We start from the raw sequence: 17,849 nt of genomic DNA, 5'->3' as shown, positions 1-17,849 counted from the left end.
AAACCGGCGATTCCGGCCTTCGACATTGCCCCGTTGCGCCAGTCTGTCGCAATGACGTCAGCACGCCGCGATCGTTGCATTATTCCTGGCCGCGTGACCGATCCCGGCATGAAGCGGTAAGATCCACGTAGGTTTTTCAAATCGGTTGCCTTGATGAGATTCAAACCTACAACCTCCCACCGACAGTATAAAGCTTTTGTATTACAACGTCTCCAGCATGAAGCGGCGCTACACGGGCGGCGGCTAGTGCTAGCAAGAGCCTGATGAGCCGATGGGAATTATCATTCTCTTTGTTGATGCTGCGCGGTCGCATCCGCGAAGGGTAGATGAGCCTTAAATCTGGTAATGCATTATCGTTTCCGGCCCATCGCCCAAGCAACAGGCAGCCGCAGCCGCCCTGCGCCTTTATGAATCCGTTAGGCCACACTTGGCCGATCGATCGTCAGGAAGTGACGGACGACAGGCTTGTCCGCTCCGGCATGATAGGCGAGAACCTTGCCTTGGAGATCGGCGTCGGCGTTCGACACCCGCTTGTGCTGGCGAAGATGCTCGGCCCACGATTCCACCATGAACCACTCGACGATCTTCTCCGGATCGGCCGAGTCTTCGGTGACGCCCCAGCCATAGGCGCCGTCGCGGCGACGTTCCTGGGATAGCCGGTCGAGGGCGTTCAGGAAGGCAGTGCGGTGATGCTTCTCGACCTTGTATTCGATCAGGATCAGAACCGGTCCGCGGTCATGGGCGACGGGTTGGGCGACCAGCGGCTCCGGCCAGTGGTTCGAAGGGACGAGGTCGGCTTCGCCTGCCGGTAGCTTCACCCGGTGCATGATGAAGCCCGCGACAAGCAGACCTCCCGCGCCAATGAGCAAGGTGGACTGGACGCCAACGGCCTCGCCGACCGCGCCCCAGCCGAGGCTGCCGGCCGTCATAGCGCCGTTGAACACGGTCAGATAGACGGCGAGACCGCGGCCGCGCACCCAGTTCGGCAGAACGGACTGCGCCGTGCCGTTCAGCGTCGTCAGGGCGGTGATCCACGCGGCGCCGAGGAACAGGAGGACGACGATGGCGACGATCTTCGGAGGCGCGAGCGCAAGGATTCCCATGACGACCGCGGCGACGATTGCCGCGCCGAGAAGCAGACCGTCGGAGCTCAGGCGTTCGCGCAGCTTCGGCATAACCAGGGCACCGCCGATGGCGCCGGCGCCGACTGCGCCAAGCAAGATGCCATAGAAGCTGGCGTCGCCGCCGAGCAGTTGCCGGGCCACGAGAGGCAGGAGCGACCAGACTGCGCTGGCGAAGGCGAAGAAGATCGTGGCGCGCAGAAGCACGACGTGGAGGGGTCTACTGGAGCGGGTGTATCGAAGTCCTGCACGGAAGGCGCCGAAGAAGTTCTCCTGAAGGGCATCGCTGGCGTTCCTTTCCCGCGGCCACCAGAGCAGCGCGGCGATGACCACGATGTAGCTGGCGACGTCCGCCCCGTAGGTGACCCCTGCTCCAAAAGCGGCGAGAAGCAGGCCGCCGGCGGCCGGGCCTATGGATCGGGCGATGTTGATGCCGAGCGAGTTCAGGGCGACCGCGCTCTTCACGTCTTCCCGCTTTACCAGTTCCGGAACGATCGCCTGCCACGTCGGGCCCATCAGGGCGGCCCCGATGCCACCCAGGAAGGTCAAGCCGACAAGTGCGCTGACCGAAAGCATGCCAGTCTGCGAAAGGACCATCAGGGAGATGCTCACCGATGCCAGCAGGAGCTGCACGGCGATCAGGAACTTGCGGCGGTCGAGGATGTCGGTGAGGACGCCCGCCGGAATCGCGAGCAGGAAGATCGGCAAAGTCCCTGCCGCCTGAACCATGGCAACCGCGGCCGGCGACGCCGAGAGATCCGTCATCAGCCAGGAGCTTGCGACGTCGCGCATGAAGCTTCCGGTATTGCCGAGGACGGTGGCCGCCCAAAGGACGGCAAAGACGGGCTGTGCAAGAGGCGCGAAGGTGCCTCCGGACGACTTGGTGGTGCTCATTTGCCTGCTCCTCTCGTGAGATCGTATGCGGCGACGAAGACGAATGCGCCGGCGAGGCCAAGGTGTTCGAAGAAGGCGTTGGTCGCCATTATGCGCTCCAAACCAGGAGCCATCTCCCAGAAGCGCAGCGCGATGAACGTCGCAAGGATGGTAAAGCCCGCAAGCGCAAGAGCTCCTGCCCAGCGCAGGAAGCCGGAGACGACCATCGTGGACGCCGTCAGTTCGAAGATGATGACGGCCACCGCAAAGAAGGCTGCGGGGTGCAGACCAAAACGATCCATCTCGGCGAGCGCACCGTCGAAGTCGGCGATCTTCGTGAGAGGTCCCTGGATATAGGCGGCGCAGAGCGCAAGAAGTGCGGCCGTCCGCAGGGCAGGTGCCGATGCGATGTCGGCGAGAAGCCCGCGAGTTGTCGGATGTGAGTTGCTGGTCATTGTTGCTCCTGCAGTCTTGCCGGTCCGTTCGAGCGGCTTTGGTGTTCGTCTGATGGAGCGATTTTTACGGGAACGACTTGCTCTAACAATTGCATCAATAGTTTTGAGTTAATTGCGAATTCCGCAATTGTCACCGCTGGCGGAAACGGAAACGGGCAGCGGTCGCCACCGCTGCCCGTTCGGTCATTTATGATGAGATCGCCTCAGACTGCCCAGCAGGAGCATCCAAGAGCGCCGAAGAATCCCTTGAGGTCCGATATCGGCAGCTTCGACGTCCAGGCGCCGGCATGGTCGTGACCATGCACGCCACAATCGCTGGCGCAGCCACATGTGGAGATCGCCGTGCGCTGCAAGGATCGCGCGCCTGCACCATCCGGCTCGCCCCACGCGGCATATCCGCCAAACCTGCGAACCGGCGACCAGTCCGGCATGGCAGGCGGGATATCGTTCTCATCAAGGGCCTTGAACTCGCCCGCTGCGTAGACGATCTTGCCGCCGACCATGGTCAGATCGGAGACGAGGAAGGAGATCTCGTCTTCAGGGCAGGAGAAGAAGTCCTTGTCCGGCACGATGAGGTCGGCGAACTGTCCCTTCTCGATGCGACCCTTCTTGCCTTCCTCGTTGGAGAACCATGTGACCTTCTCGGTCCACATGCGAAGCGCTGTCTCTCGGTCGAGGCAGTTGGCGCGCGGATAAAGCTGCATGCCGCCCACCGTCTTGCCTGTCACCATCCAGGACAGCGAGACCCATGGATTGTAGGAAGCAACACGCGTCGCATCGGTGCCGGCAGAGACATGCACGCCCTTGTCGAGCATCTTCCTGATCGGTGGCGTCGCCTCAGCCACGCCAGGGCCGTAGCGCTCCACGAAGTACTCGCCCTGGTAGGCCATGCGATGCTGCGTGGCGATGCCGCCACCAAGCGCTGCGATCCGGTCGATGGAGCGGTCGGAGATCGTCTCGGCGTGGTCGAAGAACCAATTCAGTTCTTCGAGCGGAATGTCCTTGTTGACCTTCTCAAAGACATCAAGCGCGCGGCTGATGGTCTCGTCATAGGTGGCGTGCATGCGCCAAGGCCATCGGTTTTCCGCTAGGACTCGAACAACCTCCTCCAGTTCGCCTTCCATCTCCGGAGCCATCTCCGGACGCGGCTGGCGGAAATCCTCGAAGTCAGCGGCCGAGAAGACCAGCATCTCGCCGGCACCGTTATGACGGAAGTAGTCGTTGCCCTGCTTGTATTTGACCGAGGACGTCCATTTGAGAAAGTCTTGCTTCTCTCCCTTCGGCTTCTGGGTGAACAGGTTGTAGGCCAGACGAACCGTCATCTGGTTTTCGTCGGAGAGCTTCTGGATCACCTCGTAGTCGTCGGGGTAGTTCTGGTAGCCGCCGCCCGCGTCGATCACGCCCGTAACGCCTAGGCGATTGAGTTCGCGCATGAAGTGGCGGGTCGAATTAACCTGATAGTCGAGGGGCAGCTTGGGCCCCTTGGCGAGCGTCGAATAAAGAATGCCGGCATTCGGCTTGGCAAGCAGCAGGCCAGTGGGATTGCCGTTCGCATCACGGGTGATCTCGCCGCCCGGCGGGTTGGGCGTATCGCGCGTGTAGCCGACCGCCCGCAGCGCCGCCCCATTGAGGAGGGCGCGGTCATAGAGATGCAGAAGGAACACGGGCGTGTCGGGTGCGACCGCATTGATCTCCTCAATCGTCGGCAGGCGCTTCTCGGCGAACTGGTGTTCGGTGAAGCCGCCAACGACACGCACCCATTGAGGCGCCGGGGTGATCGCCACCTGGCGCTTCAGCATGTCCATCGCGTCGGCCAGCGAGCGGACGCCATCCCAGCGTAGTTCCATGTTGTAGTTCAGCCCGCCGCGCACGACGTGGGTGTGGTTGTCGATCAAGCCCGGCAGAACGCGCTTGCCCTTAAGGTCGACGATCTTCGTATTCGATCCAGCGAGAGCCATGATCTCGGCATCTGTGCCGACTTCCAGAAACAGGCCGTCCTTGATGGCGATCGCGGTGGCGTTCGGATTGGTGCGGTCGAGCGTGGTCACGCGCCCGTTGTGGAGGATCAGGTCGGGATACATGGTGTCTACTCCGGTCTGCTTGGGATCGGCGGCTTTCGCCGGGGAGAAGAGATTCGAGAACGCCAGACTAGACGCTCCGCCCAGAAAGGATCGACGCGTCGTCATCAGCTCCGCCCCTCTATATCCGCCGCTGCCCGACGGGCAACCTCGGCTTGCTCGCTGCCCTTGGGGAGGTGACCGAACATATGCGGCTTGATCTGGTTGATCCACGACACCGCCGCGGGCTCCTGCGCCAGCAGCGTCTTTGCGAACGGGATGAGCTGCTCTCCGACCAGAATGCCGAGCAGACCGACGAGCGCGATGACGGGTGGCGCCGGCGAGCGGACGTTCAGAAGGCTGTAGACGATGCCGACAATCAAGCCCGCGCCGAGCGACATGAGATACATTTTCATGGGACACCTTTCGGATCTGAAGCCGCTCCGGCGGGTTGCCGGAGCGGCGGGGAGAACATTACTTCGCCGGGTTCGGGCCGATGCGCTTGCCATGTTTGACGCGTTCTTCCGCGCCATGAACCATCGTGTAGGCATAGTCGATGCCCATGCCGTAGGCGCCCGAATGCTCCTTCACCAGCGTGGTGACCGCGTCGTAGGTCTCCTTGCGTGCCCAGTCGCGCTGCCATTCGAGCAGGACCTGCTGCCAGGTGACCGGGATCACGCCTGCCTGCACCATGCGGTCCATGGCGCGGTTGTGGGCCTCCAGCGAGGTGCCGCCGGAAGCGTCGGCCACCATGTAGATCTCGTAGTCCGAAACGTCGTTGAGAGCGGAGAGAGCAAACGTGGTGTTGCAGACTTCCGTCCAGAGGCCAGAGACGACGATCTTCTTGCGGCCGGCGGCGGCATTCTTCGCCAGCGCGTCGCGGACGTTCTGGTCGTCCCAGGAATTCATCGAGGTCCGTTCGAGGATGTCGTTCTCAGGGAAGACTGCGAGCAGCTCGGGATATGTGTTGCCGGAGAAGGACAGCGTCTCGACCGTGGTGATGGTGGTCGGAATATCGAAGATCTTTGCTGCCTTGGCGAGGCCGACGACGTTGTTCTTCAGTGTCTGCCGGTCGATCGACTGGACGCCGAACGCCATCTGCGGCTGCTGGTCGATGAAGATGAGCTGGCTGTTTGCAGGGGTCAGGACTTCGAGCTTGGACATGGTTCTCTTCCTCTTGGTTGCGGCCCGCGAACGGTGCCAGAAATCGCTAGCGGCTGTCGGGAGCTTCCGGGCCTGCTTGCCGGTTTCGCTTGCCCTCTTGGCTGCTGAAATCAAACCTATCGCCACACGCGTCTACGAGGAATTGCAATAAATATGTCGAATGAATTACGGAAAACGAAATAGTTCAGGCGGCCAAGCGAGTCCTCCCCGGATGGAAAGAAGGGCCGCAACCCTTTCGGATCGCGGCCCTTCTTCTGCAGTAGGTCTGGAGGCGCGGCTACGCAGCCAGCGGGACAAGGTTGGACTCGATCTCAGCGCGGAATTCCTCATACCGGCTCGGCAGCTTGAGCGCCTCTCCGAGGTGGGCGGTGTCCTCGTCGCGATCGAAGCCCGGCTCGTTGGTGGCGATCTCAAACAGCACACCGCCCGGCGTGCGGAAGTAGATGGCCCAGAAGTAGTCCCGGTCGATCACGGGCGTGACCTGGTAGCCGGTATCTATCAGCGCCTTGCGGACTTCGAGCTGCGTCTCGCGGTTGTCGACCGCGAAGGCAATATGGTGAACCGAACCCGCGCCCTGCCGGGCGAAGGGCCTGTTGGGCAAGAGCTGCAGATCGATCGTGTCGGCGCCGTTTCCGTTCGGAATGACGAAGCGCGTCACGTCGCCCTCCTTCTCGGCGCGCTGATAGCCCATGAAGCCGAGCAGTTCCTCGGTCGCGGCCGTTTCATGCAGACTGAAGCGGGCTCCTGCGAAACCGCGGATTGCCGCGTCGTCCGGGATGCCGCCGGCGAGCCAGGGAGACGAGCGGCGATCGTCGGCCGACTCGATCAGGGCGAGGCTGTCGCCGTCCGGCCCCATGAACCGAAGCCGGCCGGCGCCGAAGACGGTGTCGCCGTCCAGTCCGTCGACGCCTTGCGACGAGAGGTGGTCCTGCCAGAACTTGAGCGAACCCTCGGGCACGGAGAACTGCGTCTCGCCGACCTCGCCGACGCCCGGACGTCCGAGCATCATGTTCTGAAAGGGGAAGTAGGTCATCACCGTCCCCGCAGATCCCGTCTCGTCGCCGTAGTAGAGGTGATAGACGCTGGGATCGTCGAAGTTCACGGTCTGCTTGACGCGGCGCAGGCCGAGCGTCTCGGTGAAGAAGCGGTTGTTCTGCCGCGCGTCCGACGCCATCGACGTCACGTGGTGCAGTCCCTTGATGTCCTTGATCATGTCGATGCCTTTCAGTCAGCACTGGTCTTTGTTGTGTGAACTGAATGTAGACCGGTTGCTCACCGCGCTGAATTGCAATACTTCTTTCGACAGAATTGCAAGAAGTGAAATAATAGCATGAACGACTATAAAGCCCTCCGCACCTTCCTCCTCGCCGCTGAGAAGCGGAACTTCGCGCAAGTCGCGCGCGAACTCGACATGACGCCTGCGGCCGTAACGCGAGCCATCGCTGCCCTTGAGGCGGAGCTCGGCGTCCAGCTCTTCGTGCGCACCACGAGGCAGGTGTCCCTGACGACGGACGGCGCGATCTTCGCGGCGCAGGTCCAGCCCGCGGTGAAGACGCTCGAGGACGCGCGGCGCGAGATGATGAACGCGCACAAGGCTGAGGAGGGGCGCCTCAGGATCAGCGCGCCAACCTGGTTTGGAAAGGTCGTGCTGCCGCCGATCCTGTCCGGCTTCAAGGAGAAGTATCCGAAGATGAGCTTCGAGATCTCCCTCTCTGATGGGCTGGTGAACATCGTTGACGACGACTACGACCTGGCGATCCGCATCTCCTCCCAGCCGTCCGATAAGTTCACCATCTGGAGAAAGATCCGCGTCGTGCCGCGCATCCTCGTGGCAGCGCCCGGCAGCCGCTTCGTCGACATGTCGCATCCTCACGAGCTGACGCCGGATGACTGCCTTGCCTATAGCGGGGAAAGCCGGCGGGAGAACTGGATCCTGTCGGATGGCGGATCGAGCATTGCGATCTCTGCCGGACGGGCGTTCAGTGCGAACAGTGGCGAGGTTCTGGCCGACATGGCCGCAGATGGAGCGGGCGTCGCCTTGTTGCCGGGGTTCAATATTGCCGAGCACATCCGTAGCGGTCGCCTTGTTCACGTCTTTCGTGGATGGGCGCCGCCGGATCTATGGCTGACGCTCTATTATCCACCATACCAAGCGCTACCGCCGCGGATCGCCTCGTTCTCCAAGTTCTTCGAGGAGCAGGTGGCAGCGCACATGGTCATGCTTGATTGACAGGCAGTGGACGGTCAACGTCGGCGCTTGATCGACTGTTTACAGTCATTGCTTGCAGCCTTGCGGCGACAAGCTTTTGCAACTGCCACAGGTTCCGATCGTAGATGTTTCGATCCGCCAGATCCGAGACCGTGCGATGCAGATATTCGGCACAGGACCCCGCAGGACCGCACGCCTGTGCGATCAGCAGTGCGGCTTCATCCAGAGGCACCTTCTCCGTGAGTGGAGATTGCTTCGGGCTTGCCCAAAAGGTCAGGGCACGGCGTGGCCCTGATGGCGTCTTTACCGAAACCCATCTGACCATGTCACAAACTTCGACATAGCGGATTTCTCGGGCGAGAAGCGTGCGAAGGTCTTGTTTCTTCGTCACGCAAGGAAGCTTCAGGACCAGACCGGAACAGCTGCCGCCAGGTTGAAGAGCAAGCATTAGCCCTGGCGCATCGGATGTCGCCCTAAGTCGTTCTATCCTAAGTGAGAATGCACGGTGCCACCCGTAGGCGACAGCATCTTCACTGGCCGTATAATCAAACCCCGGATTCCACATCAGGGAGCCATAGGCGAATATCCAGATCTCCCCGTCGCCCGCTTCCTCCTCGACATGGCTGACGAGTTGATCAAGCTGTGTGGTTGAGATCGGTGTCCAGTTCGGTTCCGGACCCTGCTCTTCGACAACCCTGAGGGATTTGGTCACGAGTTCGGCGGTCAGCTGCAACGAAGCCGGAAGGCGCGTCCTGATTTTTGAACGTCTTGGCATCTTCTGGTCCATTCAAAAGTTTGGCCGCCGGCGCCTTGTCGCATCCGATGGCCCTTGGCATGGCTGTTGCCGTATCAGGCAGCGTTGCGGTCGATGACGGCGCGGAACGCGATCTCGACGATCTGCTCCGGAAAGGCCAACGCGTTGACGCCAATCAGATTACTGGCGACCGGCGGCATGTCCGTGCCGTACATTTCCTTGCGGACCCTGGATCCCGCCGCAAAGGCGCTTGGAATGTCGAGAACAAAGAGTGTCTCTTCTACGACATCGTCAAGCGTGGCCCCAAATTCGGCGAGAAGCTTCTTGGCGTTGACGTAAGTCTGACGGATCTGTGCTTCCATCTGTGTGAAGTCGGCAGGCCGGCCTTTGCCGTCGAGTGTTGCGGGAGCAATAAGCTTACCTTCTTCATCATGGCTCAACTGGCCCGAGATATAGATGGTATCTTTCACCTGCAAGGCCTGCACGTATCCGAATGCGCCTTCCCAGGCGACGCCGTAGTTTGCAATCTTTTTGCTGTAGTTGGTGTTGGTCATGGTGATTTCCTGAATTCGAGACGCCCTATCGGCGCTGAGGACTGTTGCAACTAGCGAGGCGACGGAGGCCACACCCGCCGCCAATGCCGATCAAGCCTGGACGAAAGCCAAGAGGTCGGCGTTGAGGACATCGGCATTGATGGTCAGCATGCCGTGTGAGAAGCCCAGATAGGTCTTCAGCGTCCCGTTCTTCAGGAGCTTAACCGACTTGTGAGCCGAGTCGGCGATCGGAACGATCTGGTCGTCTTCACCGTGCAGAACAAGCGTCGGAACGCTGATGGCCTTGAGGTCCTCGGTCTGATCCGTTTCGGAGAAAGCCTTGATGCCATCGTAATGCGCCTTCGCGCCGCCCATCATGCCCTGCCGCCACCAGTTCTGGATAACGCCTTCATGCACTGTCGCACCATCGCGGTTGAAACCGTAGAACGGGCCGGCGGGCACATCGCGGAAGAACTGGGCGCGGTTTGCGGCAAGCGCGGAGCGGAAGCCGTCAAAAACCTCCATCGGCAGCCCTTCGGGATTGGCCTCGGTCTTGAGCATGAGCGGCGGTACGGCAGAAACGAGAACGGCCTTGGCAACACGCCCGTCCTTCTGGCCAAACTTCGCGACATAACGGGCAACTTCACCGCCGCCGGTGGAGTGGCCGATGTGAACGGCATTCTTCAGGTCGAGCGCTCCGACGACGGCAAAGGCGTCGGCGGCATAGTGGTCCATATCGTGACCATCGGCCACCTGGCTCGATCGGCCATGGCCACGGCGGTCATGGGCAATGACGCGATAACCCTTGGAGAGAAAAAACAACATCTGTGCATCCCAGTCGTCCGACGACAGCGGCCACCCATGGTGGAATACGATCGGCTGGGCATCCTTCGGACCCCAGTCCTTATAAAAGATTTCGACTGCATCCTGGGTGGTTACGTATGCCATGGTCTTGTTTCCTTCGGTTGGGTTGGCGGCGGGAGCGGCATTGCCTGCGACGCTGAAAGGAGGTGAAATCGCGACAACCGCTGCGGCGGCGCCTGCGGACAGCAGCGCAACTCTGCGTGTCATGGAAGAAAGGTTCAGGGTCATCTCGCATCCTGCGATTTCGTGAATGAAAACTTCAGGCGACGCTGTGTTCGTCTGACAGGGCGATATTGCAGTCAGATGCATCCACTCACAATTGCGAGAATAATTTCGACTTTATTGCGAATTCTGAAATACTGGGCGTCGTAGAGCTGACGGCCTTGCCCGCATCAGCGGACTCGCAGGAACCCCGCAGATATCTGAGATGAGTTCGGCTCGGTGAGCGCTTTCGCCTTGAAAAGAATCGAACCGGCGACAGGTCTGTCAGATAGGTTAAGTGCCTGAAAAGCTATAACGACTTATCTGGCGAACTCTGACGAAAAATTCGGTCCAGCCCCGCACGACATAGCCACCGGGCATCTGGCCGCCTTCAGGAAAACCGATGAGCTAGCCAGCTATAGCGACATCTCGGCGCGCAGGGGCAGGTTCAACCTCATCATCCCTCGGGGTCAGCCGACGGGCCGGCGAAACACTATCCTATGGGCTGATTGCCGATACCTTACTTGAGGTCGCCGACTGCTCCTTCATTCGTGTCGAAACGGAGCGATCTCTCATCGGCCTCGGTCGAGCTGCCTTGCAAGATCTGCAACCATAGCGACCTGCCCCTTGAGAAGCTTGATCTCAGCCTCGGCGGTGGGAAACCACTTTGCGCGGTCGACTTCGGGAAAATTCTGGAAACGGCCCGATCGCGGCGGCCATTCGAGCTGAAACTCTGAACTGCGCACCGTCTCGACATCAAGCTCCGCCTCCACCGACCAGACGACCACCGTTTTTCCTCCGGGTTGGCGATATTCGCCGAGCGGGGCGAAGGCGCCCCCAATTTCTACGCCGAGTTCCTCCCGCGCCTCCCGGATTGCTGCGGACAGTTCGTCTTCACCGGCTTCGATCAATCCCTTCGGGATCGACCAGGCGCCCTCGTCCTTCTTCGCCCAGAATGGCCCACCGGGATGGACGAGCAGGACCTCAGGACCCGTCTCGAAAAGGCGATAGATGAGAAGTCCGGCGCTACGGACCGGCATCGGCAACTCCCGGCATGAGCTTGGCCTTGTCCTCGACGACAACTTTCCGCGGGATGGCGCGTTAGGGGTGACATCCACATCGATGCGCGGAGTATACCATGCCCAAAGGATTTCGTTTCGACCTGCTTGCCAAGAGCGGCTATGTCGCGCGCGGCGTCGTCTTCCTGCTTGTGGCAGGCTTGGCCCTGTTCTCCGGTGTAGCCGGCGGAAGGCCGGAAACGAAGTCGGCGCTTTCGACGCTGCTCGCACAGCCTTTCGGCCGCATCTGGGTGGGGCTGATCGGCATCGGCCTTCTCGGCTTCGTCGCCTGGCGGCTGGCCCAATCCCTGGCCGACTCCGACGGGCATGGCACCGGCGCCAAGGCAGTCGCCATCCGCACGGTTCTCTTCGGGAGCGCCGTCGTCTACCTCGGGCTTGCCGGATACGCGCTGGCCCACGCGTTGTTCAGCGGCGGTGGCAGCCAAGGCTCGGGTGAGAAGGGATTGGCTCAATGGATCATGTCGCAGCCGTTCGGCGCCTATATCGCCGTTGCCGTCGGCCTCGGCTTCATCATCGGCGGTGTCGGGACCGCAGCCAAGGGCATCACCAAGAAATTCGAGCGCTATCTCAGGCTCGCCGACGCCAGCGGCGTGGTCGCCACGGTCTGCGTCTACGGCCTCGTCGCCCGCGGCGTCGTCTTCGTGATCACGGGAATCTTCTTTGCCTATGCGGGTTTTCGCGTCGACCCGCAGCAGGCAGGCAGCATGGCGGACGCGCTTGAATGGGTGAGGCAGCTTCCTTTCGGCTCGATCCTTTATATCGCCGTCGCGGCCGGACTGGCGGCCTTCGGGATCTATAACCTCGTCGAGGCACGCTATCGCATCGTGCGCAGCCCGTCCCTTGCCGATGTCAAACATTCGATCCCGACAGCTGGCCATTAGCAAAAACACCGGCTTTCCAACCAAGCGAGCTGCGCCATCTCTGTCAGATGATTTACTTCACCGGCGATACCCATTTTGCAGATCCGCGCGTCCTTCGCATCGACAGACGCCCCTTCCCCGACATGGCCGCGCATGACGTGACGCTGGTCCGGAACTGGAACGAGATCGTTGGTCCGCGGGACGACATCTGGCACCTCGGCGACGTCATGTCTTTCCGGGGCGGGGATTGTGATCAGCTGCTTTCCATGCTGAACGGGCGCAAGCACCTGATCATAGGAAATAATGATCCGCCGACGACGACGGAGGCGAAAGGCTGGACAAGCGTTCAGCACTACCAGGAGATGACGCTGGACGAACATCTGCTGGTCCTGTGCCACTACCCGTTCCGCACCTGGAACAAGATGGGCAAGAAGTCAATCAATCTGCATGGACATTCCCATGGCCGTCTGAAGCCCCTGCCCCGCCAGTACGATGTCGGCGTCGATGCGCAGGGTCTTAGGCCGGTGTCGCTGGACGCCTTGCTGTCAACGAAGCGCAGACTGTGATCCGCCGCATCGAGCACATTCGACGTCTGGGGCTCTTCTTGCGGCGGCGGCGCCATTGGTATTATTGCGGGCGAGAAGCTCGCTCGCGTGACTGGAAACGGATGGACGGCATGGATCGGCAGGAGGAGATGAAGGCCTGGTTCTCTTCGCTGAAGCCTGTCCGGCCGGTCGAGATGATCGGCTTGTGGAGGGGCTTGGGCATTCCGTCGGATCACCCGCTCGACGGCGTTCTCGAGAACCTTGGCTGGTTCGGCAAGCGGTTTCACGCGGACATGCGCGCGGACGCCCTCCTCTTTCAGTGGCGCGCGGATCGGCTGGTGGCCATAGAACCCGGCTTTTTGCCAATCAGACTGGCGATCAAAGCCGCGCCGTTCGGGCGCACAAGGGTTGCCCGGACATGCTTCTCCTATCTGCAGAAGGTATTACGCGCGAGGGGCACGACCGCGTCGCTTGCGCTTCAGCCTTCGGGAGATGGCGCCACCGCGGCAATGCGTTACGACAGGCAGCCGATCGTCGATTACTTTCGCTGGATGAATGCGCAGGAGCTGGCTGGCATGATGTGTATTGCAGGCGATGCCCGTCATTACTTCTTCCAGCTGCGAACAATCGACGCCGTCGCCGCGACGCAAGGATAGTCAGGAAGCGGGCCGCCGTTCAGGCGCGACAAAAACGATCTGAGGGGGGAACAATCTGCCATGCTGACCTGTTGTTCGGACACGCAAACCCGGGGGGCTGCCATGCGTACGGTCCTGATCGCAACTTTGCTTTTGCTGCCTTGTCTCCCTGCCGGGGCAACGGCGTCGGAGGTCGGCTTTTTGCAGTCTTTGTCCGGCGACTGGAGTGGGACCGGAAAGGTGCTCACGCGGATTGGCGGCACGAACCTGAATGTCTCCTGCACCCTCCGATCTGATGCGAGCGCATCCACCGTTTCGATGAACGGGAAATGTCGCGGCCTTGCGGTTTTCACCAGATCCTTCTCGGCGACCGTCAAGGCCGCCGGAGAGCGTTATACCGGCAATTATGTCGGGCCGTCAGGGCTGCCGTCGAAGCTTGCGGGCAGCAGGAAAGGGACTGCCCTTAACCTGCGTGTGACCTGGGCGCGACTGGTCAACGGTGATCGAGACGCAGTTTTGATGATCGAGAAAGTCGGGCAGGACCGCCTTAGACTGCAGACCGTCGACCAGGATCCTGCTTCCGGCCAGTCGGTCGTGACCAGTCGCATCGATTTGCAGCGGCCCTCGACGGCAGAAAGATAGCAGGCCGCACGCTGTTCTAGAGCATGATGCCGAAAACCGCTCGCACTTTTCGGCATCATGCTCCAGCGGCGCAACATCCCGATCGCTGCCTTGGTTTCAGTGCTTTTTGGCGTGATGGTCGCCGCGATCGCCTTCTCCGGGCTTCGCGTCATTCTTCGCCTTGCGCCGTTTGTCGGCCGAGAGCGAGCGGCCGACATCCGCCGACTCGCTGAAGCGGCCCTGATCGTCGCGGCGGACGTAGCGCTTGTCGGTGCCTGTATCGATGAGCTCACGTTTGGACATGATATTCTCCTGCTGTGGAGCAGGGAAAACGCACGAGATTCCAAAAGGATGCATTGGCCGCAGCATTTCAGGCGGCCATTCTGATGAGCGCGTCGCAGAGCTGCCGGCTATCGTAAGGTTTGGGAAAGAAGATTCCACGTTCGGGCAATTCATCTTTGTCCGGCTGCTTCATGCCGGAGACGATGATGATTTCGACAGGCGGCCAGCGATTGCGGACGGCCTTTGCGAGTTTCAAACCGTCCATGCTTCCCGGCATGTCGATGTCTGTGAACAGGATCCGAATGCCGGGAACGCTTTCTAGGAGCATGAGCGCCTCATCAGCATTGTGTGCTTCGAGCGCCTCCAAGCCTGCATCCTCGACAATGCCGACCGCCATCATCAGCAGCAGAGCTTCGTCTTCGACCACGACTACCTTGGTTTTCATGTTCCGCTCGCATGCATGTCATCCTTACCCAGAGGGTCAACTTCGCCTTTCGCAACCGGTTCCCCGATCAAAAATATAACTTCGAAGACGAGGCCCGCGGGCCTGTAGTCCGACCTGGAGCGCGCCTGCGCTTTCGACGGAAAGGCCCGTTCTATCAGCACCGACCCAAAGCCCTTCTTCGTCGGCGTCGAAACCGGCGGTCCACCCGCTTCCGTCCAGACGAGAAGGACACGTCCGCCGTCGCGCTTCCACTCGATGGAAACCGTTCCGTTTTCGCTTCCGAGACTTCCATACTTGGTTGCGTTGGTCGCCAGCTCGTGCACCACGAGCGAAAGCGGCAGGGCGATGTCGGCGGGAAGAACGACTTCCGGGCCATCCAGGCGAATGCGCTCGGCCTGCGAGGCGACGTGGGCACGCAAGGCTGCGGAGACGATCTCCCTGACAGGCGAGGCCGATCCCTCGCGTGACAGGATGAGATCATAGGTGCCGGCGAGTGCCGCGAGCCTCTCGGCGAAGGAATTGTATCTTTCCGGATCGGAGCGCGAGAAGGTCTGCCGGGCGATCGCCTGAACGAGGGTAAAGCCATTCTTGACCCTGTGCGCCAGTTCGCGGACAAGCAGGCTGCGCTCCTCCTCCGCCTCCTGGCTCTGGCGTCGTCGTTCTTCGAGTTCGTCAAGCAGCCGGTCGAAGGTCGCGCCGACGACACTGAGCTCGTCCGCTCCTTTCATGCCGGTCCGCGCCGTCGTTTGACCGCTGCGCCACTTTTCCATCACATCCGCGATCCTGGAGATCGGCAGGAGGATGAAGCGGTTGCCGATGAAGATCGCGGCGAGGAAAGCGAAAAGCGCGCCGCCAATAATGGCGAACGTATTCATCACCGTCGCCCGGTTGATCGGCGCGAAGGCTTCCTCCCTGGAGAAGCCGGCGCTGACATAGAGGGGGCTGGAGGGCTGCGCGATCGGGCGATAGCCGAGAATGCGGTCGGTTCCATCCTGGCCCATCACATCGATCACGTCGGGCTGGTCGGCATGAATCAGGGGCTGAAGGGCCTCGGGTATGACCGTGCCGACGAAGCGCTCGGGCGAGGGAACGTGTGCAACGATCGTGCCCTTGTCGTCGGCGATCGTCACCTCGTTACCCGGCGCGACGCCGCGCTCGGTAATGCGGTTCTGCAGCCAATCCACCCGGATCCCGCTGACGATGACGGCCCTGACGGCTTCGCCTTCCGTCAGGGGCATGGCGAGCGGCAGCACGGGTTTGTCGACAAGGCGGCTCTGCGTATAGGTGCCGACAGCGAAACTCTTGGTCTTGAGCACCTGCTGGAAATAGTCCCGATCGGAGAAGATCACGCCTTCGGGAAAAGCCATGCTGCCGCAGACCGGCTGTCCGTCGAGCCCGACGACGAAGATGGTGCGGATATTCGGAATGTTTTCGGCGACCGATTTGAGAGCTTCATTGCAGCCCTGGACGTCGAGGTGTCGCACGGAAGGCATGGCGGTGACGGAGACGAGAAGAGCATGCAGGCCCTCGATGATCCGTTCGACTTCGGACGAGGCTTGCCTGGCAGCTTGTGCCGCGGATGCGCGCACCTCGTCGTTGCGCTGATGGCGGAGTGCGATTTCGTTGTAAACGAGCATCGCCACCACCGGCGCCAGCGCCGCGACCGCAACTGCGACCAGCTTAAGTCTCATCCTGCTCCCTTTCGGAATAAGCTAGTTAGCATGTTCGAAAGGGTCTGGCCCAGATCACGCGGCCAAACTTGTTTACAAAATATCAACGCAGGAATCCGGACGTCCGCGCGGCAGCCTTGTCGAGTTTCCGATCGCGGCTAGATAGAGCAAAGATGAATGATGCCAAAAGCACGTCTTTCGACCGCCCTGCCGCCGGGTCCTTCTCGCCGCAGCCGCTGACCGGCGCGATGGCCGATGAAGTCGAACGCCTTTTATCCGGCCGAACCCGCGATATTCGCCTGACGGGCGACCTGCGGCGCCGCTTCGATGAAAGGCTATGGCGCCAGAGGGCGAAAGTCATCCGTTCCTGGATGACATGGGTCGCTTTCGTCGACGTTCTGACATTGGCGCTGAATGCCATGCTGCTTCCCCGCGAGGTCGCGCTGTTGATGGTCGCCCCGGCCTGCCTGCTGCCACCGGCAGCGATCCTGACGGCGCTCGTCTGGACCAAACCGCGCCCGGCGGCGGTTGAACGCGCATCGCTCCTCGGCGGAATGTGCCTCATTCTGCTGTCGGTCGCGCTCGTCGGCGTCTTTGCGGGAGGCGAATTCTACGAGCGCCATCTGACCATCATGCTGTTCGTCGCCACGAGCGCAATCACCATCTTCAGCGTGCCGCTCGCCTGGACGATCTCAATCGCCTGTTATGCCCTCTGCCTCTATTTCACCCTTCAATGGTACAACCCGCTCGTGGAAGCGGGCAGCGTCGTGGCCGGGACCCTGTTCTTTTCCTGCGGGATCATCGCGACCGTGGTCGCCAGGCGGACGATGAACATCCTGGCGCAGAAGACTTTTCTCCTCGACTGCAGGGATCAGCGCCGCGTCGCGGAATTGGCCGATGCGAATGCCCGCCTGGAACGGTTGGCCAGAACCGATCCGCTGACGGGGATCGCCAACCGCCGTTGGATGATGGAAACGCTCGAGAGCCTCTGGCGCCACGGCCGTGAAACCGGCATCGTCGCCATGCTCATGTGCGACATCGACCACTTCAAGGCGCTGAACGACAAGCTCGGGCATGGCGAAGGCGACCGCTGCCTCGTCAAGGTCGCCGGTATCATCCAGAGCTGCGTGCGCGCCGATCGCGACCTCGTCTCACGACATGGCGGCGAGGAATTTCTCATTGTGCTTCCTGACGTCGAAGAAGAAGAGGCCGTCGCGGTGGCGAAGCGGATACGTGAAAGCGTGGAAGCCGCCGCCCTTCCGAACCCGTCTTCCAGCGTCGGCCCGTCGGTGACGCTGAGCGTCGGGGTGGCCTTCAAATCGGCGGCCGACACCGGCGTAACGCTTGCCAATCTCCAGCACGAAGCCGACGTGGCACTTTATCGCGCCAAGGAAGCAGGCCGCAACCAAGTCTGCGTCTTCCACCGTCCGCCACCCGCTGCCGAGCAGTTGGCCGCCCGCCGTTGAGGCGCAGCTGGGCCG

General features: G+C 61.3%; 19 protein-coding genes. 6 read left to right on the top strand and 13 right to left on the bottom strand.

Annotated features, from left to right (window positions below):
* Window positions 1-416 precede the first annotated feature (416 nt).
* The 6 genes from AMC88_RS27675 to AMC88_RS27650 all read right to left on the bottom strand — a co-directional run bounded on the left by AMC88_RS27675 (window position 417) and on the right by AMC88_RS27650 (window position 6,883).
* Window positions 417-2,015, bottom strand: a complete 1,599-nt coding sequence (locus AMC88_RS27675; RefSeq protein ID WP_037146244.1) for an MFS transporter — start codon at window positions 2,013-2,015, stop codon at window positions 417-419.
* Window positions 2,012-2,449: a DoxX family protein gene (locus tag AMC88_RS27670; protein WP_037146246.1), complete on the bottom strand. Its 438-nt coding sequence runs from the start codon at window positions 2,447-2,449 to the stop codon at window positions 2,012-2,014. Before AMC88_RS27670 ends, AMC88_RS27675 begins: the two co-directional genes overlap by 4 nt.
* A 203-nt stretch (window positions 2,450-2,652) precedes the next feature.
* Complete coding sequence (locus tag AMC88_RS27665) at window positions 2,653-4,635, bottom strand: amidohydrolase (protein ID WP_037146248.1); 1,983 nt, start codon at window positions 4,633-4,635, stop codon at window positions 2,653-2,655.
* Entirely contained in the window at window positions 4,635-4,922 is a 288-nt protein-coding gene (locus AMC88_RS27660) for a XapX domain-containing protein (protein ID WP_010009505.1), read from the bottom strand. Before AMC88_RS27660 ends, AMC88_RS27665 begins: the two co-directional genes overlap by 1 nt.
* Before the next feature lie 58 nt (window positions 4,923-4,980).
* On the bottom strand, window positions 4,981-5,670 hold the full coding sequence (locus tag AMC88_RS27655; protein ID WP_004674003.1) for a hydrolase: 690 nt from the start codon (window positions 5,668-5,670) through the stop codon (window positions 4,981-4,983).
* A 277-nt stretch (window positions 5,671-5,947) separates the two neighbouring features.
* The gene (locus AMC88_RS27650; RefSeq protein ID WP_064826330.1) at window positions 5,948-6,883 is read right to left on the bottom strand and encodes a VOC family protein; all 936 of its coding nucleotides are present in this window, start codon (window positions 6,881-6,883) and stop codon (window positions 5,948-5,950) included.
* 117 nt (window positions 6,884-7,000) lie between these two features.
* Between AMC88_RS27650 and AMC88_RS27645 the strand changes: the two genes are divergently transcribed.
* Window positions 7,001-7,900, top strand: a complete 900-nt coding sequence (locus tag AMC88_RS27645; protein WP_004674004.1) for a LysR family transcriptional regulator — start codon at window positions 7,001-7,003, stop codon at window positions 7,898-7,900.
* Here AMC88_RS27645 and AMC88_RS27640 read toward each other — a convergent pair.
* The 4 genes from AMC88_RS27640 to AMC88_RS27625 all read right to left on the bottom strand — a co-directional run bounded on the left by AMC88_RS27640 (window position 7,887) and on the right by AMC88_RS27625 (window position 11,271).
* Window positions 7,887-8,666, bottom strand: a complete 780-nt coding sequence (locus AMC88_RS27640; protein WP_016735433.1) for a gamma-glutamylcyclotransferase — start codon at window positions 8,664-8,666, stop codon at window positions 7,887-7,889. The genes AMC88_RS27645 and AMC88_RS27640 overlap by 14 nt on opposite strands.
* Before the next feature lie 62 nt (window positions 8,667-8,728).
* Window positions 8,729-9,187: a Rid family hydrolase gene (locus AMC88_RS27635; protein WP_064826329.1), complete on the bottom strand. Its 459-nt coding sequence runs from the start codon at window positions 9,185-9,187 to the stop codon at window positions 8,729-8,731.
* A 90-nt stretch (window positions 9,188-9,277) separates the two neighbouring features.
* Window positions 9,278-10,114, bottom strand: coding sequence for an alpha/beta fold hydrolase (locus tag AMC88_RS27630; RefSeq protein WP_335725709.1), 837 nt, complete (start codon window positions 10,112-10,114; stop codon window positions 9,278-9,280).
* Between the two features lie 689 nt (window positions 10,115-10,803).
* The gene (locus tag AMC88_RS27625; RefSeq protein WP_064826327.1) at window positions 10,804-11,271 is read right to left on the bottom strand and encodes an NUDIX hydrolase; all 468 of its coding nucleotides are present in this window, start codon (window positions 11,269-11,271) and stop codon (window positions 10,804-10,806) included.
* A gap of 98 nt (window positions 11,272-11,369) precedes the next feature.
* Between AMC88_RS27625 and AMC88_RS27620 the strand changes: the two genes are divergently transcribed.
* The 4 genes from AMC88_RS27620 (at window position 11,370) to AMC88_RS27605 (ending at window position 13,992) form a co-directional block, all read left to right on the top strand.
* Window positions 11,370-12,191 (top strand): DUF1206 domain-containing protein, encoded by an 822-nt coding sequence (locus AMC88_RS27620; protein ID WP_037139135.1) that lies wholly within the window; start codon window positions 11,370-11,372, stop codon window positions 12,189-12,191.
* 47 nt (window positions 12,192-12,238) lie between these two features.
* Entirely contained in the window at window positions 12,239-12,736 is a 498-nt protein-coding gene (locus AMC88_RS27615) for a metallophosphoesterase family protein (protein ID WP_037139133.1), read from the top strand.
* A 101-nt stretch (window positions 12,737-12,837) separates the two neighbouring features.
* On the top strand, window positions 12,838-13,371 hold the full coding sequence (locus AMC88_RS27610) for a GXWXG domain-containing protein (protein ID WP_037139130.1): 534 nt from the start codon (window positions 12,838-12,840) through the stop codon (window positions 13,369-13,371).
* Between the two features lie 102 nt (window positions 13,372-13,473).
* The gene (locus AMC88_RS27605) at window positions 13,474-13,992 is read left to right on the top strand and encodes a hypothetical protein (protein ID WP_010024836.1); all 519 of its coding nucleotides are present in this window, start codon (window positions 13,474-13,476) and stop codon (window positions 13,990-13,992) included.
* Between the two features lie 96 nt (window positions 13,993-14,088).
* On the opposite strand, the gene AMC88_RS27600 is transcribed toward AMC88_RS27605, so the two are convergent.
* From AMC88_RS27600 to AMC88_RS27590, 3 genes are all read right to left on the bottom strand, one after another.
* Window positions 14,089-14,274, bottom strand: a complete 186-nt coding sequence (locus tag AMC88_RS27600) for a hypothetical protein (protein WP_004674013.1) — start codon at window positions 14,272-14,274, stop codon at window positions 14,089-14,091.
* A gap of 67 nt (window positions 14,275-14,341) precedes the next feature.
* Complete coding sequence (locus AMC88_RS27595) at window positions 14,342-14,698, bottom strand: response regulator (protein ID WP_037139127.1); 357 nt, start codon at window positions 14,696-14,698, stop codon at window positions 14,342-14,344.
* Window positions 14,695-16,389 (bottom strand): sensor histidine kinase, encoded by a 1,695-nt coding sequence (locus AMC88_RS27590; protein WP_037139124.1) that lies wholly within the window; start codon window positions 16,387-16,389, stop codon window positions 14,695-14,697. Before AMC88_RS27590 ends, AMC88_RS27595 begins: the two co-directional genes overlap by 4 nt.
* Window positions 16,390-16,541: 152 nt before the next feature.
* On the opposite strand from AMC88_RS27590, the gene AMC88_RS27585 reads away from it, so the two are divergent.
* Window positions 16,542-17,834: a GGDEF domain-containing protein gene (locus tag AMC88_RS27585; RefSeq protein WP_064826326.1), complete on the top strand. Its 1,293-nt coding sequence runs from the start codon at window positions 16,542-16,544 to the stop codon at window positions 17,832-17,834.
* Window positions 17,835-17,849: the final 15 nt, after the last annotated feature.

This window comes from Rhizobium phaseoli (assembly GCF_001664385.1).
Lineage (GTDB): Bacteria > Pseudomonadota > Alphaproteobacteria > Rhizobiales > Rhizobiaceae > Rhizobium > Rhizobium phaseoli.
The sequence above is the reverse complement of the archived record's forward strand: the minus strand, read 5'-3'. Positions and strand labels throughout refer to the sequence as shown.